The sequence below is a fragment of the Clostridium moutaii genome, from assembly GCF_041205085.1.
GTDB classification, from domain to species: Bacteria; Bacillota; Clostridia; order Clostridiales; family Clostridiaceae; genus Clostridium_B; species Clostridium_B moutaii.
The window spans coordinates 173,752-197,880 of record NZ_JBGEWD010000007.1; the positions used below are offsets into that span (position 1 = coordinate 173,752).

Sequence of the window (24,129 nt, forward strand, 5' to 3'; positions counted from 1 at the left end):
TATGGCTTTTTACACGGCCTATCCAACTGATGACGTATATATATCTCAATTTCTTCCAAATCAAAACTTCGCTTCATCACCTGTTTTGTATATGGGAGAATTTTCTCAATATAATGGATGCCCAGATGATTATAGAAGCCTGCTAAAATTTGATATTGCTAGTTCAATACCTTCTGGAGGTACAGTAACGAATGCAATTTTGTATCTTTATGTAAATCGAAAAGATCAATCTGATTGTCAGCACCCATACCAACAAGTAACTGTTTATAACAATTTAAGTGATTTTAATGAAGGTACAGCTACTTGGAGTAATACACCCAATATCTCTATGACCCCTTATAGTGAAACAATATTAGATGAAGATGTTGGAAGTTATATTCAAATAGATGTCACAAATTTAGTTATTGATTGGTATAATAATACAGTTCAAAATAACGGAATAACTCTAGTTAAATCGGAAAACAGTATTAATACTATAATAGGTTGCGACAGCAGCAGAGGTAATTGTCCACCTTATTTGTTAATAGGATATAATGATGACTGCAATGATCCTTGTTATGATCCTTGTAATCCATGCCCACCTATATGCCCTACCGGTGCTACCGGTCCTCAGGGCATTCAAGGTGTTACTGGCCCTACTGGTCCTCAAGGTATTCAGGGTATTACCGGTCCTACTGGTCCTCAGGGAATTCAGGGTATTGCTGGTCCTACTGGCGCTACCGGTCCTCGAGGCATCCAAGGCGTTGCTGGCCCTACCGGTGCTACCGGTGCTCAAGGTATTCAAGGCATCCAGGGTAATACTGGTGCCACTGGTTTAACCGGTCCTACTGGTCCTCAAGGTATTCAGGGCGTTCAAGGTGTTGCTGGCCCTACTGGTCCTCAAGGAACTCAGGGTGTTGCTGGCCCTACTGGTGCTCAAGGCATTCAGGGCATTCAAGGTATTACTGGTCCTACTGGTGCTACCGGTCCTCAAGGTGTCCAAGGCGTTCAAGGTAACACTGGTGCCACTGGTTTAATCGGTCCTACTGGTCCTCAGGGTATTCAGGGTGTTCAAGGTAACACTGGTGCCACTGGCTTAACCGGTCCTACTGGTCCTCAAGGCATTCAGGGTGTTCAAGGTGTTGCCGGTCCTACTGGCGCTACCGGAGCTACTGGTCCTCAAGGTATCCAAGGTGTTGCTGGCGCTACTGGTCCTCAAGGTGTTCAAGGCATTCAAGGTAACACTGGTGCCACTGGTTTAACCGGTGCTACCGGTCCTCAAGGTATTCAGGGCGTTCAAGGTGTTGCTGGCCCTACTGGTTTAACCGGCGCTACTGGTCCTCAAGGCATTCAGGGTGTTCAAGGTGTTGCCGGTCCTACTGGCGCTACCGGAGCTACTGGTCCTCAAGGTATCCAAGGTGTTGCTGGCGCTACTGGTCCTCAAGGTGTTCAAGGCATTCAAGGTAACACTGGTGCCACTGGTTTAACCGGTGCTACCGGTCCTCAAGGTATTCAGGGCGTTCAAGGTGTTGCTGGCCCTACTGGTTTAACCGGCGCTACTGGTCCTCAAGGCATTCAGGGTGTTCAAGGTGTTGCCGGTCCTACTGGCGCTACCGGTCCTACTGGCTCCCAGGGTATTCAAGGCGTTCAAGGTACCACTGGTGTCACTGGTTTAACCGGTCCTACTGGTCCTCAAGGCAGTCAGGGTGTCACTGGCGCGACTGGTTTAACCGGTGCTACCGGTCCTCAAGGTATTCAGGGCGTTCAAGGTGTTGCTGGCCCTACTGGTTTAACCGGCGCTACTGGTCCTCAAGGCATTCAGGGTGTTCAAGGTGTTGCCGGTCCTACTGGCGCTACCGGTCCTACTGGCTCCCAGGGTATTCAAGGCGTTCAAGGTAACACTGGTGTCACTGGTTTAACCGGTCCTACTGGTCCTCAAGGCATTCAGGGTGTCACTGGCGCTACTGGTTTAACCGGTGCTACCGGTCCTCAAGGTATTCAGGGGATTCAAGGTATTACTGGTGCTACTGGTCCTCAAGGTATTCAGGGCGTTCAAGGTGTTGCTGGTCCTACTGGCGCTCAAGGTATCCAGGGCGTTCAAGGTAACACTGGTGCCACTGGTTTAACCGGTCCTACTGGTCCTCAAGGTATTCAGGGTGTTCAAGGTGTTGCTGGTCCTACTGGCGCTACCGGTCCTCGAGGCATCCAAGGCGTTGCCGGCCCTACCGGTGCTACCGGTGCTCAAGGTATTCAAGGCATCCAGGGTAATACTGGTGCCACTGGTTTAACCGGTGCTACTGGTCCTCAAGGTATTCAGGGCGTTCAAGGTGTTGCTGGCCCTACTGGTCCTCAAGGAATTCAGGGTATTACCGGTCCTACTGGTCCTCAGGGAATTCAGGGTATTGCTGGTCCTACCGGCGCTACCGGTGCTCAAGGCATTCAGGGCATTCAAGGTGTCACTGGTCCTACTGGACCTACCGGACCTACCGGAGCTACTGGTCCTCAAGGTATCCAAGGTGTTGCTGGCGCTACTGGTCCTCAAGGTGTTCAAGGCATCCAGGGTGTTGCTGGCCCTGCTGGAGCTACCGGTCCTACCGGTCCTACTGGAGCAACTGGCGGAGGCGGTGCTATAATTCCATTTGCATCAGGTCTTCCTACTTCATTAACTACCGTTTTAGACGGTTTATTAGGTAACGTAAGCCTAGTTGGTTTTGGGAATTCAGCTACTGGTGTCAATGTTTCTGGAGATGGTACTATTGATTTAACGGGTGCCGCTGGAACTCTGCTTAACTTGGCACTTTCGGTTCCTCGTACGGGTACAATTACTTCAATAGCCGCATATTTCAGCACTACAGCATCATTGGCTCTTATAGGCTCGACTGTAAGTATTACCGCACAATTATATCAATCAACTACACCTAATAATACTTTTACTCCAATTTCAGGTGCTGCTGTAACATTATCTCCAGCACTAACAAATATAATTTCAATTGGTTCTGTCAGCAGTGGCTCTGTTTCAAGTCTGTCAATACCGGTAACTACAGGAACTCGTTTATTAATGGTATTTTCAGCAAATGTCACATCTGGTATTGATTTAGCTACAACCATCGCAGGTTATGCAAGTGCTGGCGTTAATATTGATTAATTTAATTTTCTGCTAAAATGGTCATTTCTCTATAGAAACTACTTTTATAGAGAAATGGCTTTTTAAAATTTACCTGGAATTTCATTCAAATAGCATATTATTTAAATTTTTATAATTAAAAGCACATATATTATGAAAAACATATTATAAATAAGAGTATACGCCATATCTTACTTATAATATCAAGTTATTATTGGGTTTAGATGAAATCTGCTCATAAGAAATACTTTTCCTATCTGGACCTTAGAAGAACTTATCCAGGGACACAGCATTTGCCTATCCCCCTTTACGAAGTGGAGGCGTTAGCAATAGTGGCCTTCGGATAGACTTTTATTACAGAATGAGTTTAATTTTAGTTAAAATTAATACAAGTGGAAATGAGTGGAGATGATAGATGATATATTGAAGCATTCTATAAAAATAAGCCTGTGTATGATAATAAAAGATGAAGAGGATACAATAGAACGCTGTCTATCTTCGGTTAAAGATATAGTTGATGAAATCATAATAGTAGATACAGGATCTTCGGATAATACAAAGGATATATGCACAAGATTCACTGATAAAATATATGATTTTAAATGGATAAACGATTTTTCATCAGCAAGAAATTTTTCCTTCAGTAAAGCTACCAAAGAACATATACTATGGCTTGATGCAGATGATATCTTACTTCCTAAAGATATGGAAAAATTTAAAATTATAAAGGGGTCTTTTGATACTTCTTTAGATTCTGTAACCATGAAATACAATATAGGATTCGATGAATACGGCAATATAACTTTAAGCTACAGACGGAACAGGTTAGTGAAAGCCTCAAGAAATTTTAAATGGATAGGTTTCATCCATGAATATCTAGAAGTATATGGTAATGCGCTTGATTCTGACATAAATATAACACACAAAAAAGTGCACTATAAACCTAATCGCAATATTCAAATTTATGAAGATAAATTAAAAGAAGGGATGCACTTTTCTTTAAGAGATATTCTTTATTATGGCAATGAACTTTACGATCACAAAAGATATGTTGAGGCTATTAAATATTATTCTAAATTTTTAGCTTCGGATGAAGGATGGTTAGAAGATAAGATCAGAGTCTGCAATAATATGTGCGATTATTATCTATCAATAAATAAACCTGAAAAAGCTAGAAAATATATATTCAAAAGCTTTGAATATGATAACCCAAGAGCTGAAGGATGCTGTCAAATTGGCTTTTCATTTCTAAATGAAAATAAATTGTATCAGGCCATATTTTGGTATGAAACGGCTTTAAGATTGGAAAAGCCTAAAAATAGTCTTGGATTTTTTAATGATGCCTACTGGACCTGGATCCCCCACCTTCAATTATGTGTCTGTTATGATAAACTTGGAAATCATAAATTAGCATGCTCTCATAATGAAATAGCCAGAAAATTCAGGCCTGCTGATAAGCACATACTTTTTAACAAAAAGTATTTTGAGAATATAGGTATATAATTTATTCCTCTATATTCTCACCTTTTTGCCCAATATAATATTATATTTATAGAATTTCATATAATCTCTTGCAGCACTTATTAAAGTTTTAACTTTTAATAATATTACAATATGTTATTTAATGATAATTTTTCGATTATATTGGATACTCTTTTGTCCCAGCTGTTATTTAATGCAAAGTTTCTCCTTGAAATGACAAGGCTTTCATTATCTTCATCAATTGATTTTATTATATTCTCTATAAAATCCTCATTTTTCCTTGATATATAACAATTGCTTTCCATTTTAACAACTTCTTCTATAGCAGTGCTTACTACTGGCTTTCCCAAAGACAAATATTCATATAGTTTTATAGGATTGCAGCCATTTGTCATCTCATTTACCTTAAATGGTATAATACAGCAGTTAAAATTGCTAATGTAATAAGGAAGTTCTTCATATTTCTTTTCACCTAAAAAATAAATATTATTATTATTATTAAAATTTATATTTATATCTCCATATTTAGCTCCTACAAATACAAAGTCATAATTACTATTTAATATATATTTAACTAAGTTCCAATCTATCCATGTAGCCACAGCTCCCACATATCCCACAACTTTTCTATTCCTGGGAATATCCACTGGAATTTCATTTTTATCCAGAGAAAAATTATCCACATCAAGCCCATTTTTAACTAAATAGATATTATCATGCCTTGGAAAAAATTTTTTATAAAGTTTATCTGCTGTTACAAATACCATATCCGCTGCACTTAACATATCATCTACATATATATTCCAGGCCTTAAATTCATGTGAATAATCATCTACTATATCGTATATTACATAATCATGGTATATACTATTTATTCTAACTACTTGTTCTGGAGAAGAGCACCATAATATTACAGGCTTACTTAATTTTTTAACATTAATTTTATATTTTGCCCCGACCTCATATAGATTTTTATTTATCTTTATAAAATACTCCTCATTTATATTATCCATATAATATACAATATGTCCCCTTTCACTTAATTTTCGCATTATCTGTTGGGGCCTTTGATACATTTTATTATATGGAACTGTAGGCATTTGAATAAAAGTAGCCAATTGCATCCTCCTGTTTTTATATTACTTTACAAGACTTTTATAACTTTCAAATAATACATTTATACATTTTCTCCAGTTATAATTTTTAATCACATACTTTTTTAATTTTTCATCCTTTTTCATTTCAAAAGAACGGATTATAGCATCTTTTATACTATGTTCATTATAAGGGTCGCAATAGATGCACATATTTTTAAAATATTCTCTTGTACTTCCTTCTATGGTTGAAACTATATTACAACCACTGGCAGCTGCTTCCAAAGAAGATAAGCCCGGTGTCTCCACAAAGCTTGGTAATATATGCATCCTTGCACACATATTCGCATTATATATATTGTAGTCATTCATAAATCCCAGATATCTTACATTATTATAGGACATACATTTATTAAAATAATTCATATCATTTATACTTCCTATAAGTACTAATTGCAACCCCAGTTGACTGCATATTTTACTTAAAGCAAGTTGATTTTTTCTACCGCATATTCTGCCTACACAAAGTACATAATCATTTAATCCATATGCTTTCTTAAAATTATAAGGAACTCTATGTTCTATTTCCATGCCATTATAAATTATATTATAAGGAGCATTTATATGAAAATCCTTCTGTATCTGAATGTTTTCCAATTTACTATTAGGATATATTGATTTGCATCCCATTAATATCTCTTTCCTATACATATCCAATTTATCCCACAGAATTAAATTTTTAGTATCATTTACATGATTATAATATTTTGTCAAATTCCAATATATAGGTGATAACACTATAGTCTTATTATAATATTTAGCTCTTTTGTAATATTTATAAGTTTCTTCAACTCTGGTTAAATTAAACAGATGTATAATATCATAACGTGAATAATCATATATGGACCCTGTATTTATATCTACTTTCACCTTTTTCTCTCTTAAATACTTAGCTGTTTTCATAAGTTGCATTGAGTCTCCTGCAAAATTACTAAAGCAGTCTCTTCTTATGCAAAATAAAGCTTTCATATTAATCCTCCAGACAATATTACAATAAAGTTTTTTTCACTCATCTTATTATATGCAGATATTTAAATTTAGTTATTAAAAAGAAATCCGAACTAATGTCATTATCAGTTCGGATTCTACCTTGCCTCCTTATTTAAAAGAGGGTTTTTCTGTTTTTTTTCCTTTGCTAAATTTATTTGATTTTCTATTAACTTATGCTGGAGATCTATTATCTTATATTTTCCAGATTGGACCTGGAATTTCAACTCCTTATTTTCTTCTGTAATTTTTGTATTTTCCTTTATATATTTTTGAGTGGTTTCCTTTATAATTTCTATTTCAGCCTGAAGTTTTTCAATATGTTTGTCCTTTTCTTTTAATTGTTTACTATTTTCAGTTCTTTTTAACTTTTCTTTAAATTCTTCATTAAGCTCTTCTGTATATTTAAGTTGTTTTTTAAGAGAATTAATCTGATCTTCATAAACCTTTTCAATCTTTTTTAACTCTCTTACCTGCTTTAACAACTCATCATTATGTTCTTGTGTTTTTAACATATCATCTGCCACATTAAGTGCAGATAAAATAGCTGCTGAGGAAGTGCTTAATTTACTATTGTTTCCCAATATATTTTTTACTTTCTTATCTACATAGCTGGCTACTTTATGCAAATATTCTTCTTGTTCATCACCTTTTAAATTGTATTCAATTCCATTTATAAATACTGTTACTACATTCATTCAAACACCCTCTCAGATCAATGCTGTTTTTCCAATCTCCTATAAGAACATTCTATCACAAATCTTATATATGTTAAATATTATATTTAAGTTTAAATTTTTATAAAGGGTAATGGAATTAAGTTAGACAGTTATTGATTTACCATCTAACTTAATTTAAGCCATAATTATTTATCTAAGTTGTGCCCCGAATTTATGCTCTAATGCCTTTAATATTTTATCATGAATCTTATTTACTTCATCATCTGTAAGGGTCCTATTTTCAAGCCTGTAGGATATAGAATAAGCTACACTCTTTTTCCCCTGAGCCACTTGCTTTCCCCTATAGACATCAAAGAATTTTACACTCTCTACTATATTTCCACCCTGCTTTTTTATAACATTTTCTATTTCTTTTACCAGAACATCTTCATCCACCAATATTGCCAAGTCTCTTGTAACTGCAGGAAATTTAGGAAGTGGTTTATACTTTTTATCCCAATTGGCATATTCATAAAGCACATCTAAACTCAATTCTGCCACATAACACTTCTCATCAATTCCATAATTGTCTAGTACATTAGGATGAATCTCTCCTAATATTCCCGCCATATTCTTTCTTATATATAAGGATGCTGTCTTTCCCGGATGGAAACTTGGATTATTGCTTTCCCTTTCAAAATAAAATTTTTCTATTCCCAGCACCTCTAATATATTTTCTACTATACCCTTTAAATTAAAATAATTCACTCCACCGTAAATACCAATAGTGACAATATTCTTTTCATGAGGTAATTTATTTGCATTTTTATTTGGCATATATACTTTACCTATTTCAAATAATCTGACCAGTTCATTTTTTCTGGAGTAATTTCTACCTAAAGATTCCATCATAGAAGGAATTGTAGTAGTTCTCATTATACTGTAATCCTCTCCCAGAGGATTCTTTATAGCTACAGCATTTCTGAGGGCACTATCCTCTGGCAAAAGTATTTTGTCAAACACCTTCCTGCTAATAAAGGAATAACTTATAGATTGATTTAAACCGCTTGAAGTAAGTGCTCTTAGAATTTCATCATCTAATTTTTGTTTAGTATTTTTCCCTCCCCTGGTACTTACACTTTTTATTATAGTGGAAGGCACGTTACTGTATCCATATATTCTAGCTACTTCCTCGGCTATATCTTCCTTTATCTTTATATCTGCAGTTCTAAAAGTAGGTATATTTATCTTTAAAACTTCTCCTTCAATTTCTGTATTTAATTCCAGTCTATTTAAGCATTGGGCCATTTCATTTTTAGATATTTCCGTACCTAAAAAATTATTTATCCAATTGTAATTTACCTGCAAGCTAAACGGTTCAACTTTTTTGTTGTATATATCAATTGTACCCTGCATAACTTTTCCTGCCCTTAGTTTCTCCACCAAATGACAAGCCCTATCCATAGCCATTTCAGCCAAATTGGGGTCCAGATCTTTTTCAAATCTGGCTGAGGCTTCTGTTCTAAGCCCCAATCTTTGGGAAGAAATTCTTATATTAACCCCGTCAAAATTAGCACACTCAAATACTATGGATGAAGTATCCTCCTTAACTTCAGAATTAAGTCCTCCCATTATTCCTGCAATGCCTATAGCTCTGTTTCCATCTCTTATGGTAAGCACATTTTCATTTAATATTCTTTTTTCATTATCCAATGTGACAAATTCTTCTCCATTTTTTGATCTTTCAACTATTATGTTACCGGATTCTATATGTCTTGTATCATAGGCATGCATAGGCTGCCCTGTTTCAAGCATTACAAAATTAGTTATATCCACCAAATTATTTATAGGTCTTACCCCTGCCTCCAAAAGCCTTTCCTGCATCCATCCGGGAGACTGTTCTATTTTTACATTTTCTATTCCTCTTGCCATATATCTTCTGCAAAGCTCATCCTTTACCTCAACCTTCAGCTCATCATTTATATTCTTATGTGAAGAGGTCACATATCCTAACTCAGGCATATTATACTTTTCATCTAAAGTTGCTGCGGTCTCTCTTGCCATTCCTATGATACTTAGACAATCAGGCCTATTAGAAGTTATTTCAAAATCCAATATGCTGCTGGTCATATTTAATACTTCTTTTATATCTTTTCCAACTGGAGTGTCTGCCGGTAAAATCATAAGCCCATATACCGGCTTATCACCGGCTATTCCCAATTCTTCTTCAGAACAAAACATTCCGTTTGACATAATTCCTCTTAATTTTCCCCTTTTTATCTTTACTCCTCCATGGATTATTGAATCATGGAGTGCAACTGGGATTATATCATTTTCTTTCATATTAGTTGCAGCTGTTATAATTTGAAGTAATTCGTCTTTTCCTATATCCACCTGACATACAACCAATTTATCCGCATTTGGATGTGCTTCTATTTTTACTATTTTACCTGTAACTACATTTTGAATTTCATCTCCAGTTGTAATAACTTCTTCAACCTTTGAACCGCTTAAAGTCAATTTGTCTCCTAAATCCTTCCCTATAATATCTATCTTAACATAATCTTTTAACCAATTTACTGGTACTTTCATAAAAAAATCTCCTTTCTCAATCTAACTAAAGTCACTAATTAAATCCCAACCATTTTACCTAAACTAAAATTGGTCCAGGAATCTCATATCACTTTCATACATATTTCTTATATCATCTATGCCATATTTTAGCATGACCATTCTGTCTACACCCATTCCAAAGGCAAATCCGCTGTAGACTTCAGGATCTATGCCGCAATTTCTAAGTACCTGTGGATGAACCATACCACATCCCAAAAGTTCTATCCATCCCTCTCCTTTACATACCCTGCATCCCTTTCCATTGCATACAAAACAGGTAGCATCCATTTCTGCTGATGGTTCCGTAAAAGGAAAATGATGTGGCCTGAATTTTGTTTTCATGCCTTCTCCAAACATTTTTTTAGCAAACAGTTCAAGAGTACCCTTTAAATTTGCAAAAGTTATACCTTTATCCACTACAAGGCCTTCCATTTGATAAAATATAGGTGAATGAGTAGCATCTACTGAATCTGAACGATAGACTTTTCCCGGAGATATCATTTTTATTGGAGGTTTTTGCTTCTTCATAGTTCTTATCTGTATTGGCGATGTCTGGGTTCTAAGCACTATATTATCGTTTATATAGAATGTATCCTGTTCTCCTCTTGCCGGATGATTTTTAGGTATGTTTAATGCTTCAAAATTATAGTAATCCTCTTCAATTTCGGGTCCTTCTTCTATAGTAAACCCCATTGAAATAAATATTTCTTTCATATTCTCTAAAATCTGTTCCAATGGATGGCGTCTTCCAATATTTTGTTTTATGCCAGGCATAGTTATATCAATTGTCTCACTCTTAAGTTTTTCTTCTGTTTTAAAATCTTTTATTTTTCTGGATGCTTCTTCTATGGCATTTTCTAAAACGGATCTAATTTCATTGGCAAGCCTTCCAACCATGGGCCTCTCTTCTTTAGAAAGTGTTTTCATTGCCCTAAGTATTTTAGTTAATTCACCTTTCTTGCCTAAATACTTAATCCTTATATCCTCTATACTCAGATTGCTTTCTCTATCCTGTAATTCCTTAAGTGCATTTTCTTTAATTTTCTCTAATTTTTCCTTAATCATACTCATACTAAATTCTCTCCCTTCTCAGTAAAATTCAATTTCTTAAATTAAAATATTATATAAAAAAAGCCCCTCCCATTTAAGGGACGAACTTCTATTCCGCGTTACCACCCAAATTAATATTATAAAATAATATTCTCTTTGAAAATTTATCGGCATTACCGCTAGATGCTACTCATATTTCACAGATAGTACTCCAGAGTGAACTTCAATATACAATATTTTTAAAAAAGCTTTCAGCCCTGACTTTTTTTCTCTAAAAAAACTCATATATCTACTTTCTCTTTCACAGTATAACATTATAAAATTTTTTATTATCTATATCTTTAAATATTACATATACTTTTATCTATTGTCAATATCAAAATTTTGAATTTTGTCTCACTGCTTCAAACATCATTATAGATACTGCTACAGCTGCATTTAAGGATTCAGCTTTACCAGGCATTGGTATTCTTACTTTTATATCTGCAATTTTCCCTATATCCTCGCTTAATCCATTTGCTTCATTTCCCACAGCAAATATAATTTTTTGTTTTAAATTTATATTATAAAAATTAGTATCTGTATCCAAGGAACTGGCTATGAGCTTAAACCCATCTTCTCTCAGGACTTTCGTTTTTTCAAGATCTGTGTCTTGAATTATCGGTATATAAAAAACAGAACCCATAGTGGATCTCAATGTTTTTTCATTATATATGTCTACTGTTCCTTTTGTTATTATAACGCCTAAAGCTCCAGCTGCATGAGAGCTTCGTATTATAGTGCCCATATTTCCTGGATCCTGTATTCTATCTGCCAGCACATAAAATCCCTCTGTATTTTTAAGGCTTAACTGTGTATTCTCTACCACAGCAACTACCCCCTGAGGACTTTCAGTACTGCTGATACTCTTTAGCACCTCATCAGTAACAATATATACGGAAGATTTGTACCCAATCTTTTCTTCCATCAAAGTCTTTTCCCACTTATCATAAAAACTATCACTTAAGAAAATAGCAGTCACTCTAAAGCTGGAATTCAAAGCTTCCTTTACGAATCTAAAGCCTTCTATTAAAAACTTTTTATTTTCAATTCTATATTTTTTTTCCATTAGCTTTCTAGCTTGTTTTACCTGCAGATTACCCCTGCTCTTAATTATATCCATTGGACTCATCCTCATAATTTATCTTAGAATTCAATAAAAGAGCCCAGTAAACTATACTGCACTCTTTTATCCGATAGCTATCATTGCTAACACTCCCATCTTTTCAAGGCGGGAGATCATAAGCAATGCTATGCCCCTGGATAAGTTCTTCCAAGGTTCTGTGTGAAAAGTATTTCTTGTGAGAAAACTCCGCTAAACCTAAGAATCACTTGATGTAGTCTGAATTATGCGCTTATCTGAATTATGCGCTTAATTGTTTTTTAGCTATGTCAACTAATTCAGTAAATGCTTTTGGATCGTTTATTGCTATTTCTGAAAGCATTTTTCTGTTTACATCAATACCAGCTGTCTTTATTCCATTTATAAACTTGGAATAGGAAAGTCCATTTATTCTAGTTGCAGCATTTATCCTTGCTATCCAAAGTTTTCTAAAATCTCTCTTTTTTAATTTTCTTCCTATATATGCATTTCTTAAAGCTCTTATAACTGTTTCATTAGCAGATCTGAATAACCTGCTTTTGCCGCCATAATAGCCCTTTGCAAGCTTTAATATTTTCTTATGATGTTTACGAGCATTCATAGCTCTTTTTACTCTTGCCATTTTAAAACCTCCTTTTAAAATCTTTTAATTATACATAAGGTATTAATTTCTTCATTGTTTTCTCTTGAGTTTCTGATACATATCCTGTTTTTCTAAGATTTCTCTTAGTCTTTGTACTTTTCTTCGTCAATATGTGGCTTCTAAAGGCTTTTGCCCTCTTTAACTTGCCTGTTCCTGTAACTTTGAATCTCTTTGCTACACTTCTTTTTGTTTTCATTTTTGGCATAACAACTTCCTCCTCTCAATTATGCTTTTTTTATTGATAATGTCATTGTCATATTTCTGCCTTCAAGTTTTGGCTGTTTTTCTATTATACTAATATCTTCAAGTTTAGAATAAAAATTATTTAAAGTCTTTCTACCTATAAAGGAATAGCCTGCTTCCCTACCTCTAAATCTTATAGTAACTTTAACTTTATCCCCTGTAAGCAAAAATTTTCTTGCATTTTTAGCCTTAATGGAAATATCATGTTCTTCTATAGTTGGACTAAGTCTAACTTCTTTTATATCAATGACTTTCTGCTTTTTTTTAGCTTCTTTCTCCTTTTTGGATTGCTCATAAATAAACTTTCCATAATTCATTACCTTGCACACTGGTGGATTTGCATTAGGAGATATCATAACCAAATCAAGTTCTTTTTCTTCTGCAAGCTTTAAAGCTTCTTCTAAAGGTACAATTCCAATCTTATCTCCATTATTTGAAATAACCCTTACTTCCTTTTCAACTATCTCACTATTTAAAAGAAAACCTTTATTAATAACATTCACCTCCTAGGTGGATTTAACAAAAAATATGAAAAGGGACAGCATCTGCCGTCCCTTGAATACATCAAAATAAAGAATTTACAATATAAAATTCTTAAAACCTTACTGGCTCTGCCGTAAGGTGAGAAACGGCTGGTTTCTTCTTAACGAATTATATTATACTATTTTTGTCATTGTAAGTCAATATATAAATTTAACTTTTTATATATCACTTACTTTATTGGAAATTTCATCTTTAAGCTTTGCTATAAAATCATCCAATGACATTGATCCTAAATCTCCATTTTTTCTGCTTCTTACAGATATATTCTTTTGACCCATTTCTTTATCACCTAAAATAATCATATAAGGTACTTTTTGCATCTGAGCTTCTCTTATCTTATAGCCTATTTTTTCATTTCTCACATCAGCTTCCACCCTTATATCCTGGTCTTTTAATTTTTGGATTACCTCTTTTGCATATTCTTTTTGATCATCAGTAATATCCATGACCTCTACCTGAACTGGTGCAAGCCAAGCTGGAAATGCCCCTGCATAATGTTCTATAAGAATTCCTATGAATCTCTCTATGGAACCAAATACAACTCTGTGTATCATAACTGGCCTGTGTTTTTCTCCATCTGCCCCTATATAGCTGAGATCAAATTTCTCCGGCATCTGGAAATCCAGCTGTACTGTCCCACATTGCCAAGTTCTTCCTATGCAGTCTCTTAAATGGAAATCTATCTTAGGTCCGTAAAAAGCTCCATCACCTTCATTAACTTTGTAATCAAGTCCTGCCACTTTTAATGCATTTCTCAATCCATCAGTTGCAGCCTCCCAATCTTCATCACTTCCCATGGAATTTTCAGGTCTTGTAGAAAGCTCTACAAAATACTTAAATCCAAATATCTTATAAAAATCATCTATAAGTTTTATAACCTGTATTATTTCATTTGTAATATCCTCTTTAGTAATGAATATATGGGCATCATCCTGAGTAAAACATCTTACTCTCATAAGTCCATGGAGAGCTCCTGATTTTTCATGCCTATGGACAATTCCCATTTCACCATATCTTTTAGGTAAATCTCTATAAGAACGTATGCTGTTCTTATAAATAAGTATAGCTCCTGGACAATTCATAGGCTTTATAGCATAATTTTCTCCATCTATCTTAGTAAAGTACATATTTTCCTTATAATGATCCCAGTGTCCTGACTGATGCCATAACTCTTCATTTAACAAAACTGGAGTCATTACTTCATCATAATCAGCTCTTCTGTGCATTTGTCTCCAAAAATTTTGAAGCTCATTTCTAATTATCATTCCCTTTGGATGGAAAAATGGGAATCCAGGTCCTTCTTCATGCATACTGAATAAATCCAATTCCTTCCCCAATTTTCTATGATCCCTTTTCTTGGCTTCTTCCATAAGTTTAATATAATCTTCAAGATCACTCTTCTTTTCAAATGCAGTTCCATATATTCTTTGAAGCATTTTATTCTTTTCGTCTCCACGCCAATAGGCACCTGCTATGGAAAGAAGTTTTATTGCCTTTACCTTCCCTGTAGAAGGTAAATGAGGTCCTGCACATAGATCTACAAAATCCCCTTGTCTGTAAAAGGATATAATTTCATTCTCTGGTAAATCCTTTATCAATTCCACCTTGTACGGTTCTTTTCTTTCTTCCATAAATTTTATTGCTTCTGCTCTTGGAAGCTCAAATCTTTCCAATTTAATATTCTCTTTGACTATTTTGTTCATTTCATTTTCGATCTTAACTAATAATTCCGGTGTAAATGAAAAATCTGCATCTACATCATAATAAAATCCTGAATCTATAGCAGGTCCTATAGCAAGCTTAACCTCCGGATACAATTTTTTTATTGCCTGAGCAAGTATATGAGAAGCTGTATGTCTCAATATCTTTTTTCCATCTTCATCTTCAAAAGTAAGAACTTCAAGTTTGCAATCTTCATTTACAGGATGATTTAATTCCACTATTTCACCATTTATTTTAGCTCCCAGTGCTTTCTTCCCCAGGGAAGTACTTAATTTCTTTGCAATATCACTTACCTTTAATCCTTTCTCTGAATCCAATTCTTTACCATTTTTAAGGCTTATTTTTATCATAATTGTTCCTCCTTATAAATCTATTTTAATTTAAAATTTATAAAAAAAATTCTTCCCAAATATAAGGGACGAATTTACCGTGGTTCCACCCAAATTTAACAGTGCAATATATAAGGCCATCTGTTATCTTTGAATCTTTAACGCAGATTAAACGGAAATACCTACTAAAATTCAGTATACAATTCAAAGGTGGTTTTCAATAAAATTATTTAAAGGATATTTCAGCTTAAAATCCTTCTCTCTTAAAATAATTTTTTATTTACTCTTCCTTTTCATGACTTTTTTCTTAATATTTAATAAAACATAGACACTTTACTTTTAATTGATATAAAAATAAATAATAAAAAAACTCCCCCCAAAATATGGGACGAGTATTACCGCGGTTCCACCCAAGTTAATAGTAAAAAATTTAATTACTATTCACTCTACCTTTAACGTGGGTTAACGGAAATACTTACTAAAATTTCAGTATACAACTCAAAGGTGGTTTTTCAATAAATTTTATTTAAAGGATATTTCAGCTTAAAATCCTTCTCTCTTAAAATAATTAATTTATTTACTTTTCCCTTTCATAGCCTTTATTTCTGTTTAAATTCATTATATTATTCTAAAATCAGTATGTCAATATGGGAATTAAAAATTTTTATAAATTATACTCTATTCAAATTGCTTTTTACGGATTTGCATATGCTGCAGCTGTTACAGAATTCAACTCTATCGGTAAAAACTTTTTCAATAGTATCCATTAATTCTGAATTTCTGCAATTTTCAGCACAATGAATTACTATCTTGTCCGGTGAATTGGTTATCAATGCACTTATTAAAACATCATCCAAATCTGAATTTATATTTTTATTGCATTTTAATGCTTTTAAGTCCTTAAAAAAGCTTTCTGTTATATCTCCTTCTTTATCTTTTATTATATATTTACCATCATTATCTATTATTATACTTAAATAGTCTATTTTACTTTCTTGAATTTCCACAAAATATTTTAAAAGCTTTATAAATTCATTGTATTCCTTATCCACCATATATTTCTCAACCACTTTATCAATTATACTTTCCAAATCATCTAAAAGTTCCCTGATTCTAAAAGTTATAAATCCCTCTATATTTATCTCATTATTTTCATTTATACAATTTGATATTTTATCCAGTATATCATTTCTCTTATTTATGCAAAAAATAGAATTTTCATCTATAATTGTCATTTTACCCTTCAATACTTTTAAGCTTTCCAGTCTAATTTCCTCTAATTCTTCATATTTTAGGAAAAAATATTCATCAGACAAAAAAGCCAGAATATCTTTTTCATAAAACTCATCTATTACTATATCATATATAATATTTGCAATATACATATTATATATATTCATAAGTTTGTTGTTTATTTCTCTATCACAAAATAGTTTAAGGAAGTGAGTATCAGACTCTATACTTTCATATATACCAATGAGCACGCCTTTATGCCTAAAATATTCTTTTAATTCTTGAATACCATGTATTACACTTTTCTTTTCCTTATTGTAAACTATAGTTGTTAATAGCATTATTCACACTCCCTTCAAAAATAGTATGTGTCTAAAAAAAATCTATATTCAAATTTCTATTGTCAAATATCGACATAACAAAATCAATATATTCAAAATAATATTTTAATATCATATAATATTTTAATACCATAAATAAATGATAAATAAAATCATATTATCAATAATTTTAAAGTTTGCTAAGGCTAGTGCAATTTTTTAATATAAAGTATTGACAATATATAGAACTCAATATATAATATGAATTGTCGTGGTGATAATGTGATTATGGGCGCATAGCTCAGCTGGGAGAGCATCTGCCTTACAAGCAGAGGGTCACAGGTTCGAGCCCTGTTGTGCCCACCATAATATTATGGCCCAGTGGCTCAGTTGGTTAGAGTGCCGGCCTGTCACGCCGGAGGTCGAGGGTCCGAACCCCTTCTGGGTCGCCATGTGGCCAGATAGCTCAGTCGGTAGAGCAGAGGACTGAAAATCCTCGTGTCCCTGGTTCGATTCCTGGTCTGGCCACCATTTAAAATATGCGGGAGTGGCTCAGTGGTAGAGCGTCACCTTGCCAAGGTGAACGTCGCGAGTTCGAATCTCGTCTTCCGCTCCATTTTTTATATGGCGCTATAGCCAAGTGGTAAGGCAGAGGTCTGCAAAACCTTCATCCCCAGTTCAAATCTGGGTGGCGCCTCCAAAGAAAATAAAAGATAGTTTAATCACTGATTAAACTATCTTTTATTTTTAATACTGGTTCTTTTGAATTGTAACTTTTTTTCATTTAGCAAAATATGGAATATTATCAATTCTAACCAGCATATTCATTTTTGGTGTTGTAATTAAAATTCTTAATGTTATAAAAATATATGGTCTAATTTCAGAAAGTAATTTACATTTATAAATTGGGGTATAATGGCATATGGAAAGGAATAAATTATTTGCAGTAGTAAATATCATAATTATATTTTTGACATTTTTTACAGGAAGGATTTCAAATTATAAAATTAAAAAGTAGTATAATTAACTACACTATACTTACAATAATAAGTGGCTGTTCGTCTCACTTATACCCTAAAATATTTGATCACAACTAGTTCGCAAGTTTCAATTAACACGAATTAAATTACTAGAGATTAATTAAGGATAATACTTATTTTCTCTAAGTATACTCACACCTACACTAAAGTTTAAATTTGCAGTCTATTCTATAAAAAATTATATCATATAGATTTTTTGCTAACATTGGCTATCTTAACAAAGGCATACTACCTGTTAGCTTGTTAACTTTTTTCTTATTACCAAAAATGGCAATCCCAAAATATGTATGTTGTTTTTCCAAAACAGTTGATACTTTCTGTAGATACTCACTGTAAACATTGCAACTTTGTGCAATATCCGAAAAGTCAACTGCAATAACATCATCAAAATCAGAAGTATATAATTTTTCTCTTAATTCTCTAATAATCTCTTTATTCCCCTTTAAAATTGGCACTGGGATTGTAATAATACCTAGATGTTTTTTCCCTGAAGCGTCAGCAACATCTTTGCCTACTAATTCAGGAATATGTTTTCCTAGAGTAATACCCAATATTGCTGATGCATTTGCAATCACTCCCAATGGAAGATCTTCATTTATTACCATAACACATTTTATATTTTCTTGTTTATTCATTTACATTCTCCTTTGTCCGTAAATTTGTCTATAAAAATATTCATGTATTGTTTTGGGGTTAAACCAATGAACTTTTTGAAAAATTTAGTAAAATGACTTTGGTCAGTAAATCCTGTACTTAATGCAACCTCTATTGGACTAACTCCACTTTCCAAAAATCTCTTAGCTTCATCTATACGAATGCTCTCAAGATAGCTATAAGGTGATATTCCCTTTTGTCTGGTAAATGAATGCACCAAATTGTATTTACTTATCCCTGTCAAATTACTCAGATTATCCAGTGTAATATTTTTCATATAATTTTTTTCCAAAAAATCGCATACTGTTTTAATCTCCGTATTTATTTCCTGTATAACAGCTACAGCTATTGGTTTAGCATATCCAGTTATCAATTGTTCAATTATAAACAAAAAAATTTCCTCTTTTTTAAAATCTTTTTCACCCTGCATGATCATAAGGTATAATTCCTGCAATTATGGCACAATATCATTATTGAATATTACTGGCTCTGTAAAATACGGCATATAATTTTTACCTGTAATTTCAAATACAGTTTGTTTCATTACATCAGGTTTAATATTTAAGCATCTATAATCAAGTGCCTTTCCATCAATCTGTTCACAAGTATGATTGTCATGAGGATTAAATAAAATTAAATCACCATTTTTAATATCGTATTCTTTATTTTTACAAGACAAATGTCGCCTTCCACTTTTAATAAAGCCAATAACATAATACTCATGAAAATGGTTTGGAAATTTCTGCTTAATTCCTTTAAAATTATAAGCTTCTATATTTAACTCCTTATCTAAATAAACAGTTCGAGTTTCCCTTTGCATTTTATAATACTCCCTTCTACTCGTTTCTAAAGATAACATAAATAAATCAATAATTCTTGTATGATATTGCATTACATACAATTAATTTTATCCACAAATATCATCATCCTCTTCAATATAATCTATTTACTATATCCATTTAAAATTGTAAAATATAAAAGTATAATTAAAATATATTAAAAGTAAAGGAAAAATAAATTTTATAGCAATTTAAAAATAGATGGGAAGTGTAAATTTGAATAGCATATCAAGAAATGTACAGTCTGTAGAAATTTCAGGCATTAGAAAATTTTATAATAAAGTCGTCCAATATCCAGATGCAATATCCTTGACTTTGGGGCAGCCTGATTTCAATGTACCTGATAAAATTAAAGCGGCTATGGTAAAAGCCATTGAAGATAACAAAACCTCATATACTTCAAATGCCGGTATCATAGAACTCAGGGAAGAAATATCAAAATATCTTGAAAGCTTTGGTATAAACTATACAAAAGATGAAATTTGCATTACAATAGGTGGAAGTGAAGCTCTTATGGACGTATTTACAGCTTTAATTAATCATGGTGATAAAATACTTATACCCGATCCTGCCTATCCTGCTTATGAAAGCTGCGTAAAAATTTTAGGCGGAACTGTATTAAATTATGACTTGAAAGATGACTTTTCCATTGACTTTGACAATTTGAAAAAAATACTCGAGCATGAAAAACCCAAGGCAATGGTTTTATCTTATCCCTCCAATCCCACAGGTGCCATTTTGTCAAAGGAGGATACAATAAAACTCTTTGAGCTGCTAAAAAATAATGAAGTTCTTATAATAAGTGATGAAATATACGCTTCACTCTGTTTTGAAAAAAATTACTATTCTATTTCACAGTATAGTGAAATAAAGGACAGAACCATATTGATCGGTGGATTTTCTAAAATGTTCTCCATGACAGGACTTAGAATTGGATATGTATGTGCAGACAAGTTATTTATGGATGAAATAATGAAGGTTCATCAATATAATGTATCCTGTGCACCATCTATTTCTCAATGGGGGGCTTACGAAGGTCTTAAAAACTGCATGAAAGATATAGATTATATGTGTTCCAAATTTATGGAAAGAAGAGATTACATGTATAATAGATTAAAATCCATGGGATTTTCTGTGAATCTGCCTAAAGGAGCTTTTTACATATTTCCATCTATAAAAAAATTCGGCATGAAAAGTGATGAATTTTGTGAAAAACTCTTAAAAGAAGCCAAAGTTGCGATTGTACCCGGATCCGCCTTTGGGACAAAAGGTAAAGGATATGTTAGAATATCTTATGCATACAGCATGGATAAACTTAAATTATCCATGGAAAAAATAGAATATTGGATTAACACTTTAAAATGACAAAAATGAATTCCCTACAGATGAATTGTGTAGGGAATTTTATTTTTTAGGAAATTACGTCTTCCATTGAATAAAGTCCACTTTCACGTTTATACATAAACTCACAAGCTTTTAAGGCCCCTACTGCAAACACTTCTCTGGAGATAGCCGTATGTTTTATCTCTATGGTCTCACCCTGTCCTGCAAATATGACTTCATGCTCTCCTACTATACTTCCTCCTCTTACAGCATGAATACCTATTTCATTATGGGTTCTTTTTCTAATTCCCTCTCTTCCATTTACAAAATTTATATTCTCTGAAATGGAATCCCTTATGGTATTTCCCAACAGTAATGCTGTACCACTTGGAGCATCTACCTTCTGGTTATGATGTTTTTCTATTATCTCTATATCAAAATTTTTATATAAAAAGGCACTTATATCCTTTAGTACCTTGTTTATCACATTTATACCTATTGACATGTTGGCAGATCTAAAAACTGGAATGTACTTGGATGCTGTACTGATTTTTTTTATTTCATCATCACTGTATCCCGTAGTACATAATATAATCGCTACATTTTTTTCCCTGCCATACTGCAAAAGAGAATTCAAAGCTTCTGGTCTTGAAAAATCCAATATTACATCCGCTTCTACATCACATTTAGATATATCTGGGAATATAGGGAATTTACCCTTTATACAGTTTTTATCCACTCCTGCCACTATAGATAATTTTGAATTCTTTTCTGACAAATCCGTTATTACCTTTCCCATTTTACCATTACACCCATTCAATATAATCCTAATCATTTACATCTCTCCTTAAAGTTCTTTGTAAAATTACTTTATTTCAGAAAATTCAAAGTTTGGCATATATAATTTAACGTGAAAGAAATTAGTCTTCCACGTTAAATCCAATAAAATAAACTTTCTGTATACATAATATTCTTAATATTTTTTATTATCTTTTATTTTAAAAGCCCATAATTTTTCAATTCTGCCTTTACAATTTCCAGATTTTCTTCTGACATACTGCAAAGTGGAAGTCTCAAATCCCCTACATCCATTCCTAAAATATTCATAGCTGTTTTTATAGGTATAGGATTTGTTTCTATAAACATAGAATTCATTAAGGACAGTGCCTTTAATTGTAAATCCAATGCTTCCTTTATATTTCCCTCTAAAAATAACTTGCACATATTATGCATATCTTTTGGAATAATATTGGCGAGTACTGATATAACACCTATTCCCCCCAATGAAAGTATAGGTATGGTTTGATCATCATTGCCAGAATACAAATCAATTTTATCCCCACATAGTGCTTTTATTTGAGCAATTTGACTTATATTCCCGCTTGCTTCCTTAACAGCTGCTATATTTTCTATATGGCATAATTTTTCAAGTGTTTTAGGTTTCAAATTTAATCCTGTTCTTCCCGGTACATTGTATATGACTACCGGAATTTTTATACTTGAAGCCACTGCCTTAAAATGCTCTACCAATCCTTTTTGGGTAGTTTTATTGTAGTAAGGAGTAATTACTAGCACTCCATCTACACCTATGCTTTCTGCCCATTTGCTCATATTTATAGCTGATTGGGTACAGTTGCTTCCTGTTCCTGCAATAACCGGAATCCTTCCCTTAACTGTATCTACAGTAAACTTTATGGTATCCTTTCTCTCCTTTTCCGTCATAGTGGAAGCTTCTCCTGTAGTCCCGCAAATTATTATGGCATCAATGCCTGACTTAATCTGCCATTCCAATAATTCTTCTAATTTTTTAAAGTCAATTCCCCTGTCATTAAATGGAGTAATTATTGCAACCCCTGAACCCTTAAATAAACTCATAAAAGACACCTCGTTATTAAAATATTTAATAAAATATATTACTTTTTATCCTTAATTATACATTCTGCTATTTGAACAGCATTTGTAGCAGCACCTTTCCTTATATTATCTGCCACAACCCATAAATTCAATCCACTGTCCAAACTAAAATCTCTTCTTATTCTTCCCACAAACACTTCATCCTTTCCAGCACAGTCCACAGGCATAGGATATACCAGGTTTTTGACGTCATCTTTTAGTACTATTCCATTATACTCTTTATATAATTTAAATATATCTTCTATATTAAAATTCTTTTTAAGTTCTACATTTATACTCTCGCTGTGTCCATATATCACCGGTACTCTAGCTGTAGTAGCTGTAATTTTTAAAGTATCGTCATGTAATATTTTTCTAGTTTCATTTATCATCTTCATTTCTTCTTTTGTATATCCATTATCCAAAAAAACATCTATGTGAGGGAGTATGTTTCCTGCTATTGGGTAAGGAAATTTTTTAGGTGGATTTCCCTTATAACCCTCCATCAAATCATTGTATCCTCCCATTCCAGCACCAGATACAGCTTGATATGTAGAATATACTATTCGCTTTATGCCGTATTTATCATAGAGAGGTTTAATTGACACCACTGCCTGTATAGTTGAACAATTGGGATTGGCAATTATTCCACTATTCCAATTTATATCTTCAGGATTTACCTCTGGAACCACTAAAGGTACCTTAGTATCCATTCTCCAGGCACTGCTGTTATCCACAACTACTGCTCCATACTTTGAAAATACAGGTGCAAATTTAACACTCACACTTGCTCCTGCTGAAAAAAGAGCAATATCTATTTTTTTATTTTTTATATTTTTTTCATCTAATTCTTCCACAATGAAATCCTCATTTTTAAACTTTAACACTTTTCCACTGGATTTAGCGGAAGCATACAGATATAAATTTTTTATTGGAAAATTTCTTTCATCTAGTACCTGAAGAAATTTTCTTCCTACCATTCCAGTACATCCAACTACTGCTACATTACAATTCATGTTAGTCCCTCCTAAAATTTATAAGATAAGATTAGTTGTCATAATCTTATTCCTACCTATAATTCTATAAGTTAAAATTCATATTGCATTTAAGTATATTTTTAAATTGTCAATTAAATTTAATCCTATTAAATATTTTACA

The 24,129-nt window shown here is 33.2% G+C and carries 18 protein-coding genes, 5 tRNA genes, 1 pseudogene and 4 other annotated features; of the genes and pseudogenes, 8 read left to right on the top strand and 16 right to left on the bottom strand.

The features are described from left to right. Window position 1 precedes the first annotated feature (1 nt). Complete coding sequence (locus AB8U03_RS09320; protein WP_369704276.1) at window positions 2–3,124, top strand: exosporium glycoprotein BclB-related protein; 3,123 nt, start codon at window positions 2–4, stop codon at window positions 3,122–3,124. A 432-nt stretch (window positions 3,125–3,556) separates the two neighbouring features. Then, window positions 3,557–4,606: a glycosyltransferase gene (locus tag AB8U03_RS09325; protein WP_369704304.1), complete on the top strand. Its 1,050-nt coding sequence runs from the start codon at window positions 3,557–3,559 to the stop codon at window positions 4,604–4,606. Between the two features lie 104 nt (window positions 4,607–4,710). Here AB8U03_RS09325 and AB8U03_RS09330 read toward each other — a convergent pair whose 3' ends face one another. The 11 genes from AB8U03_RS09330 to ytxC all read right to left on the bottom strand — a co-directional run bounded on the left by AB8U03_RS09330 (window position 4,711) and on the right by ytxC (window position 17,243). After that, window positions 4,711–5,703: a glycosyltransferase gene (locus AB8U03_RS09330; RefSeq protein WP_369704277.1), complete on the bottom strand. Its 993-nt coding sequence runs from the start codon at window positions 5,701–5,703 to the stop codon at window positions 4,711–4,713. Between the two features lie 21 nt (window positions 5,704–5,724). Next, a complete protein-coding gene (locus AB8U03_RS09335; RefSeq protein ID WP_369704278.1) occupies window positions 5,725–6,708 on the bottom strand; it encodes a glycosyltransferase in 984 nt (327 codons plus the stop codon). A gap of 116 nt (window positions 6,709–6,824) precedes the next feature. Next, entirely contained in the window at window positions 6,825–7,424 is a 600-nt protein-coding gene (gene zapA, locus AB8U03_RS09340) for a cell division protein ZapA (RefSeq protein ID WP_369704279.1), read from the bottom strand. A 171-nt stretch (window positions 7,425–7,595) separates the two neighbouring features. Continuing rightward, complete coding sequence (gene pheT, locus AB8U03_RS09345) at window positions 7,596–9,977, bottom strand: phenylalanine--tRNA ligase subunit beta (RefSeq protein WP_369704280.1); 2,382 nt, start codon at window positions 9,975–9,977, stop codon at window positions 7,596–7,598. A gap of 63 nt (window positions 9,978–10,040) precedes the next feature. Next, window positions 10,041–11,060, bottom strand: a complete 1,020-nt coding sequence (gene pheS / locus AB8U03_RS09350) for a phenylalanine--tRNA ligase subunit alpha (RefSeq protein WP_369704305.1) — start codon at window positions 11,058–11,060, stop codon at window positions 10,041–10,043. 82 nt (window positions 11,061–11,142) lie between these two features. Beyond that, window positions 11,143–11,362 (bottom strand) — a binding site (T-box leader). A 62-nt stretch (window positions 11,363–11,424) separates the two neighbouring features. After that, the gene (locus tag AB8U03_RS09355) at window positions 11,425–12,210 is read right to left on the bottom strand and encodes a TrmH family RNA methyltransferase (RefSeq protein ID WP_369704281.1); all 786 of its coding nucleotides are present in this window, start codon (window positions 12,208–12,210) and stop codon (window positions 11,425–11,427) included. Window positions 12,211–12,451: 241 nt separating this feature from the next. Further along, the gene (gene rplT / locus AB8U03_RS09360) at window positions 12,452–12,811 is read right to left on the bottom strand and encodes a 50S ribosomal protein L20 (protein WP_369704282.1); all 360 of its coding nucleotides are present in this window, start codon (window positions 12,809–12,811) and stop codon (window positions 12,452–12,454) included. Between the two features lie 28 nt (window positions 12,812–12,839). Beyond that, on the bottom strand, window positions 12,840–13,037 hold the full coding sequence (gene rpmI, locus AB8U03_RS09365) for a 50S ribosomal protein L35 (protein WP_369704283.1): 198 nt from the start codon (window positions 13,035–13,037) through the stop codon (window positions 12,840–12,842). A gap of 19 nt (window positions 13,038–13,056) precedes the next feature. Further along, window positions 13,057–13,578 carry a translation initiation factor IF-3 gene (infC, locus tag AB8U03_RS09370; RefSeq protein ID WP_369704284.1) on the bottom strand — a complete coding sequence of 174 codons (522 nt, stop codon included), beginning with the start codon at window positions 13,576–13,578 and terminating at the stop codon, window positions 13,057–13,059. A gap of 17 nt (window positions 13,579–13,595) precedes the next feature. After that, window positions 13,596–13,726: a sequence feature (ribosomal protein L20 leader region), on the bottom strand. Between the two features lie 50 nt (window positions 13,727–13,776). Then, complete coding sequence (thrS, locus tag AB8U03_RS09375) at window positions 13,777–15,690, bottom strand: threonine--tRNA ligase (protein ID WP_369704285.1); 1,914 nt, start codon at window positions 15,688–15,690, stop codon at window positions 13,777–13,779. 61 nt (window positions 15,691–15,751) lie between these two features. Beyond that, window positions 15,752–15,975 (bottom strand) — a binding site (T-box leader). Window positions 15,976–16,050: 75 nt separating this feature from the next. Next, window positions 16,051–16,272 (bottom strand) — a binding site (T-box leader). Window positions 16,273–16,340: 68 nt separating this feature from the next. Then, window positions 16,341–17,243, bottom strand: coding sequence for a putative sporulation protein YtxC (gene ytxC, locus AB8U03_RS09380; protein WP_369704286.1), 903 nt, complete (start codon window positions 17,241–17,243; stop codon window positions 16,341–16,343). Between the two features lie 269 nt (window positions 17,244–17,512). On the opposite strand from ytxC, the gene AB8U03_RS09385 reads away from it, so the two are divergent. The 5 genes from AB8U03_RS09385 (at window position 17,513) to AB8U03_RS09405 (ending at window position 17,922) form a co-directional block, all read left to right on the top strand. Continuing rightward, window positions 17,513–17,588 (top strand) — tRNA-Val (locus tag AB8U03_RS09385). Window positions 17,589–17,597: 9 nt separating this feature from the next. After that, window positions 17,598–17,674: transfer RNA gene (locus tag AB8U03_RS09390), tRNA-Asp, on the top strand. A 3-nt stretch (window positions 17,675–17,677) separates the two neighbouring features. Then, window positions 17,678–17,753, top strand: a tRNA-Phe gene (locus tag AB8U03_RS09395). A 10-nt stretch (window positions 17,754–17,763) separates the two neighbouring features. Continuing rightward, a tRNA-Gly gene (locus AB8U03_RS09400) sits at window positions 17,764–17,838 on the top strand. A gap of 10 nt (window positions 17,839–17,848) precedes the next feature. Then, window positions 17,849–17,922: transfer RNA gene (locus tag AB8U03_RS09405), tRNA-Cys, on the top strand. Window positions 17,923–18,471: 549 nt separating this feature from the next. Here the strand turns inward: AB8U03_RS09405 and AB8U03_RS09410 are convergent. Together AB8U03_RS09410 and AB8U03_RS09415 are read right to left on the bottom strand one after the other, a co-directional pair. After that, window positions 18,472–18,897 carry a DUF2000 domain-containing protein gene (locus AB8U03_RS09410; protein WP_369704287.1) on the bottom strand — a complete coding sequence of 142 codons (426 nt, stop codon included), beginning with the start codon at window positions 18,895–18,897 and terminating at the stop codon, window positions 18,472–18,474. Continuing rightward, window positions 18,894–19,736, bottom strand: a pseudogene (locus AB8U03_RS09415) (helix-turn-helix domain-containing protein). The gene AB8U03_RS09410 and the pseudogene AB8U03_RS09415 overlap by 4 nt, the downstream one beginning before the upstream one ends. 220 nt (window positions 19,737–19,956) lie before the next feature. On the opposite strand from AB8U03_RS09415, the gene AB8U03_RS09420 reads away from it, so the two are divergent. Further along, entirely contained in the window at window positions 19,957–21,120 is a 1,164-nt protein-coding gene (locus tag AB8U03_RS09420; protein WP_369704288.1) for a pyridoxal phosphate-dependent aminotransferase, read from the top strand. Between the two features lie 46 nt (window positions 21,121–21,166). Here the strand turns inward: AB8U03_RS09420 and dapB are convergent, their stop codons facing one another. The 3 genes from dapB to AB8U03_RS09435 form a co-directional block, all read right to left on the bottom strand. After that, window positions 21,167–21,913: a 4-hydroxy-tetrahydrodipicolinate reductase gene (dapB, locus tag AB8U03_RS09425; RefSeq protein WP_369704289.1), complete on the bottom strand. Its 747-nt coding sequence runs from the start codon at window positions 21,911–21,913 to the stop codon at window positions 21,167–21,169. 158 nt (window positions 21,914–22,071) lie between these two features. Further along, window positions 22,072–22,953 carry a 4-hydroxy-tetrahydrodipicolinate synthase gene (gene dapA / locus AB8U03_RS09430; RefSeq protein WP_369704290.1) on the bottom strand — a complete coding sequence of 294 codons (882 nt, stop codon included), beginning with the start codon at window positions 22,951–22,953 and terminating at the stop codon, window positions 22,072–22,074. A gap of 38 nt (window positions 22,954–22,991) precedes the next feature. Beyond that, on the bottom strand, window positions 22,992–23,987 hold the full coding sequence (locus AB8U03_RS09435) for an aspartate-semialdehyde dehydrogenase (RefSeq protein ID WP_369704291.1): 996 nt from the start codon (window positions 23,985–23,987) through the stop codon (window positions 22,992–22,994). Window positions 23,988–24,129 lie beyond the last annotated feature (142 nt).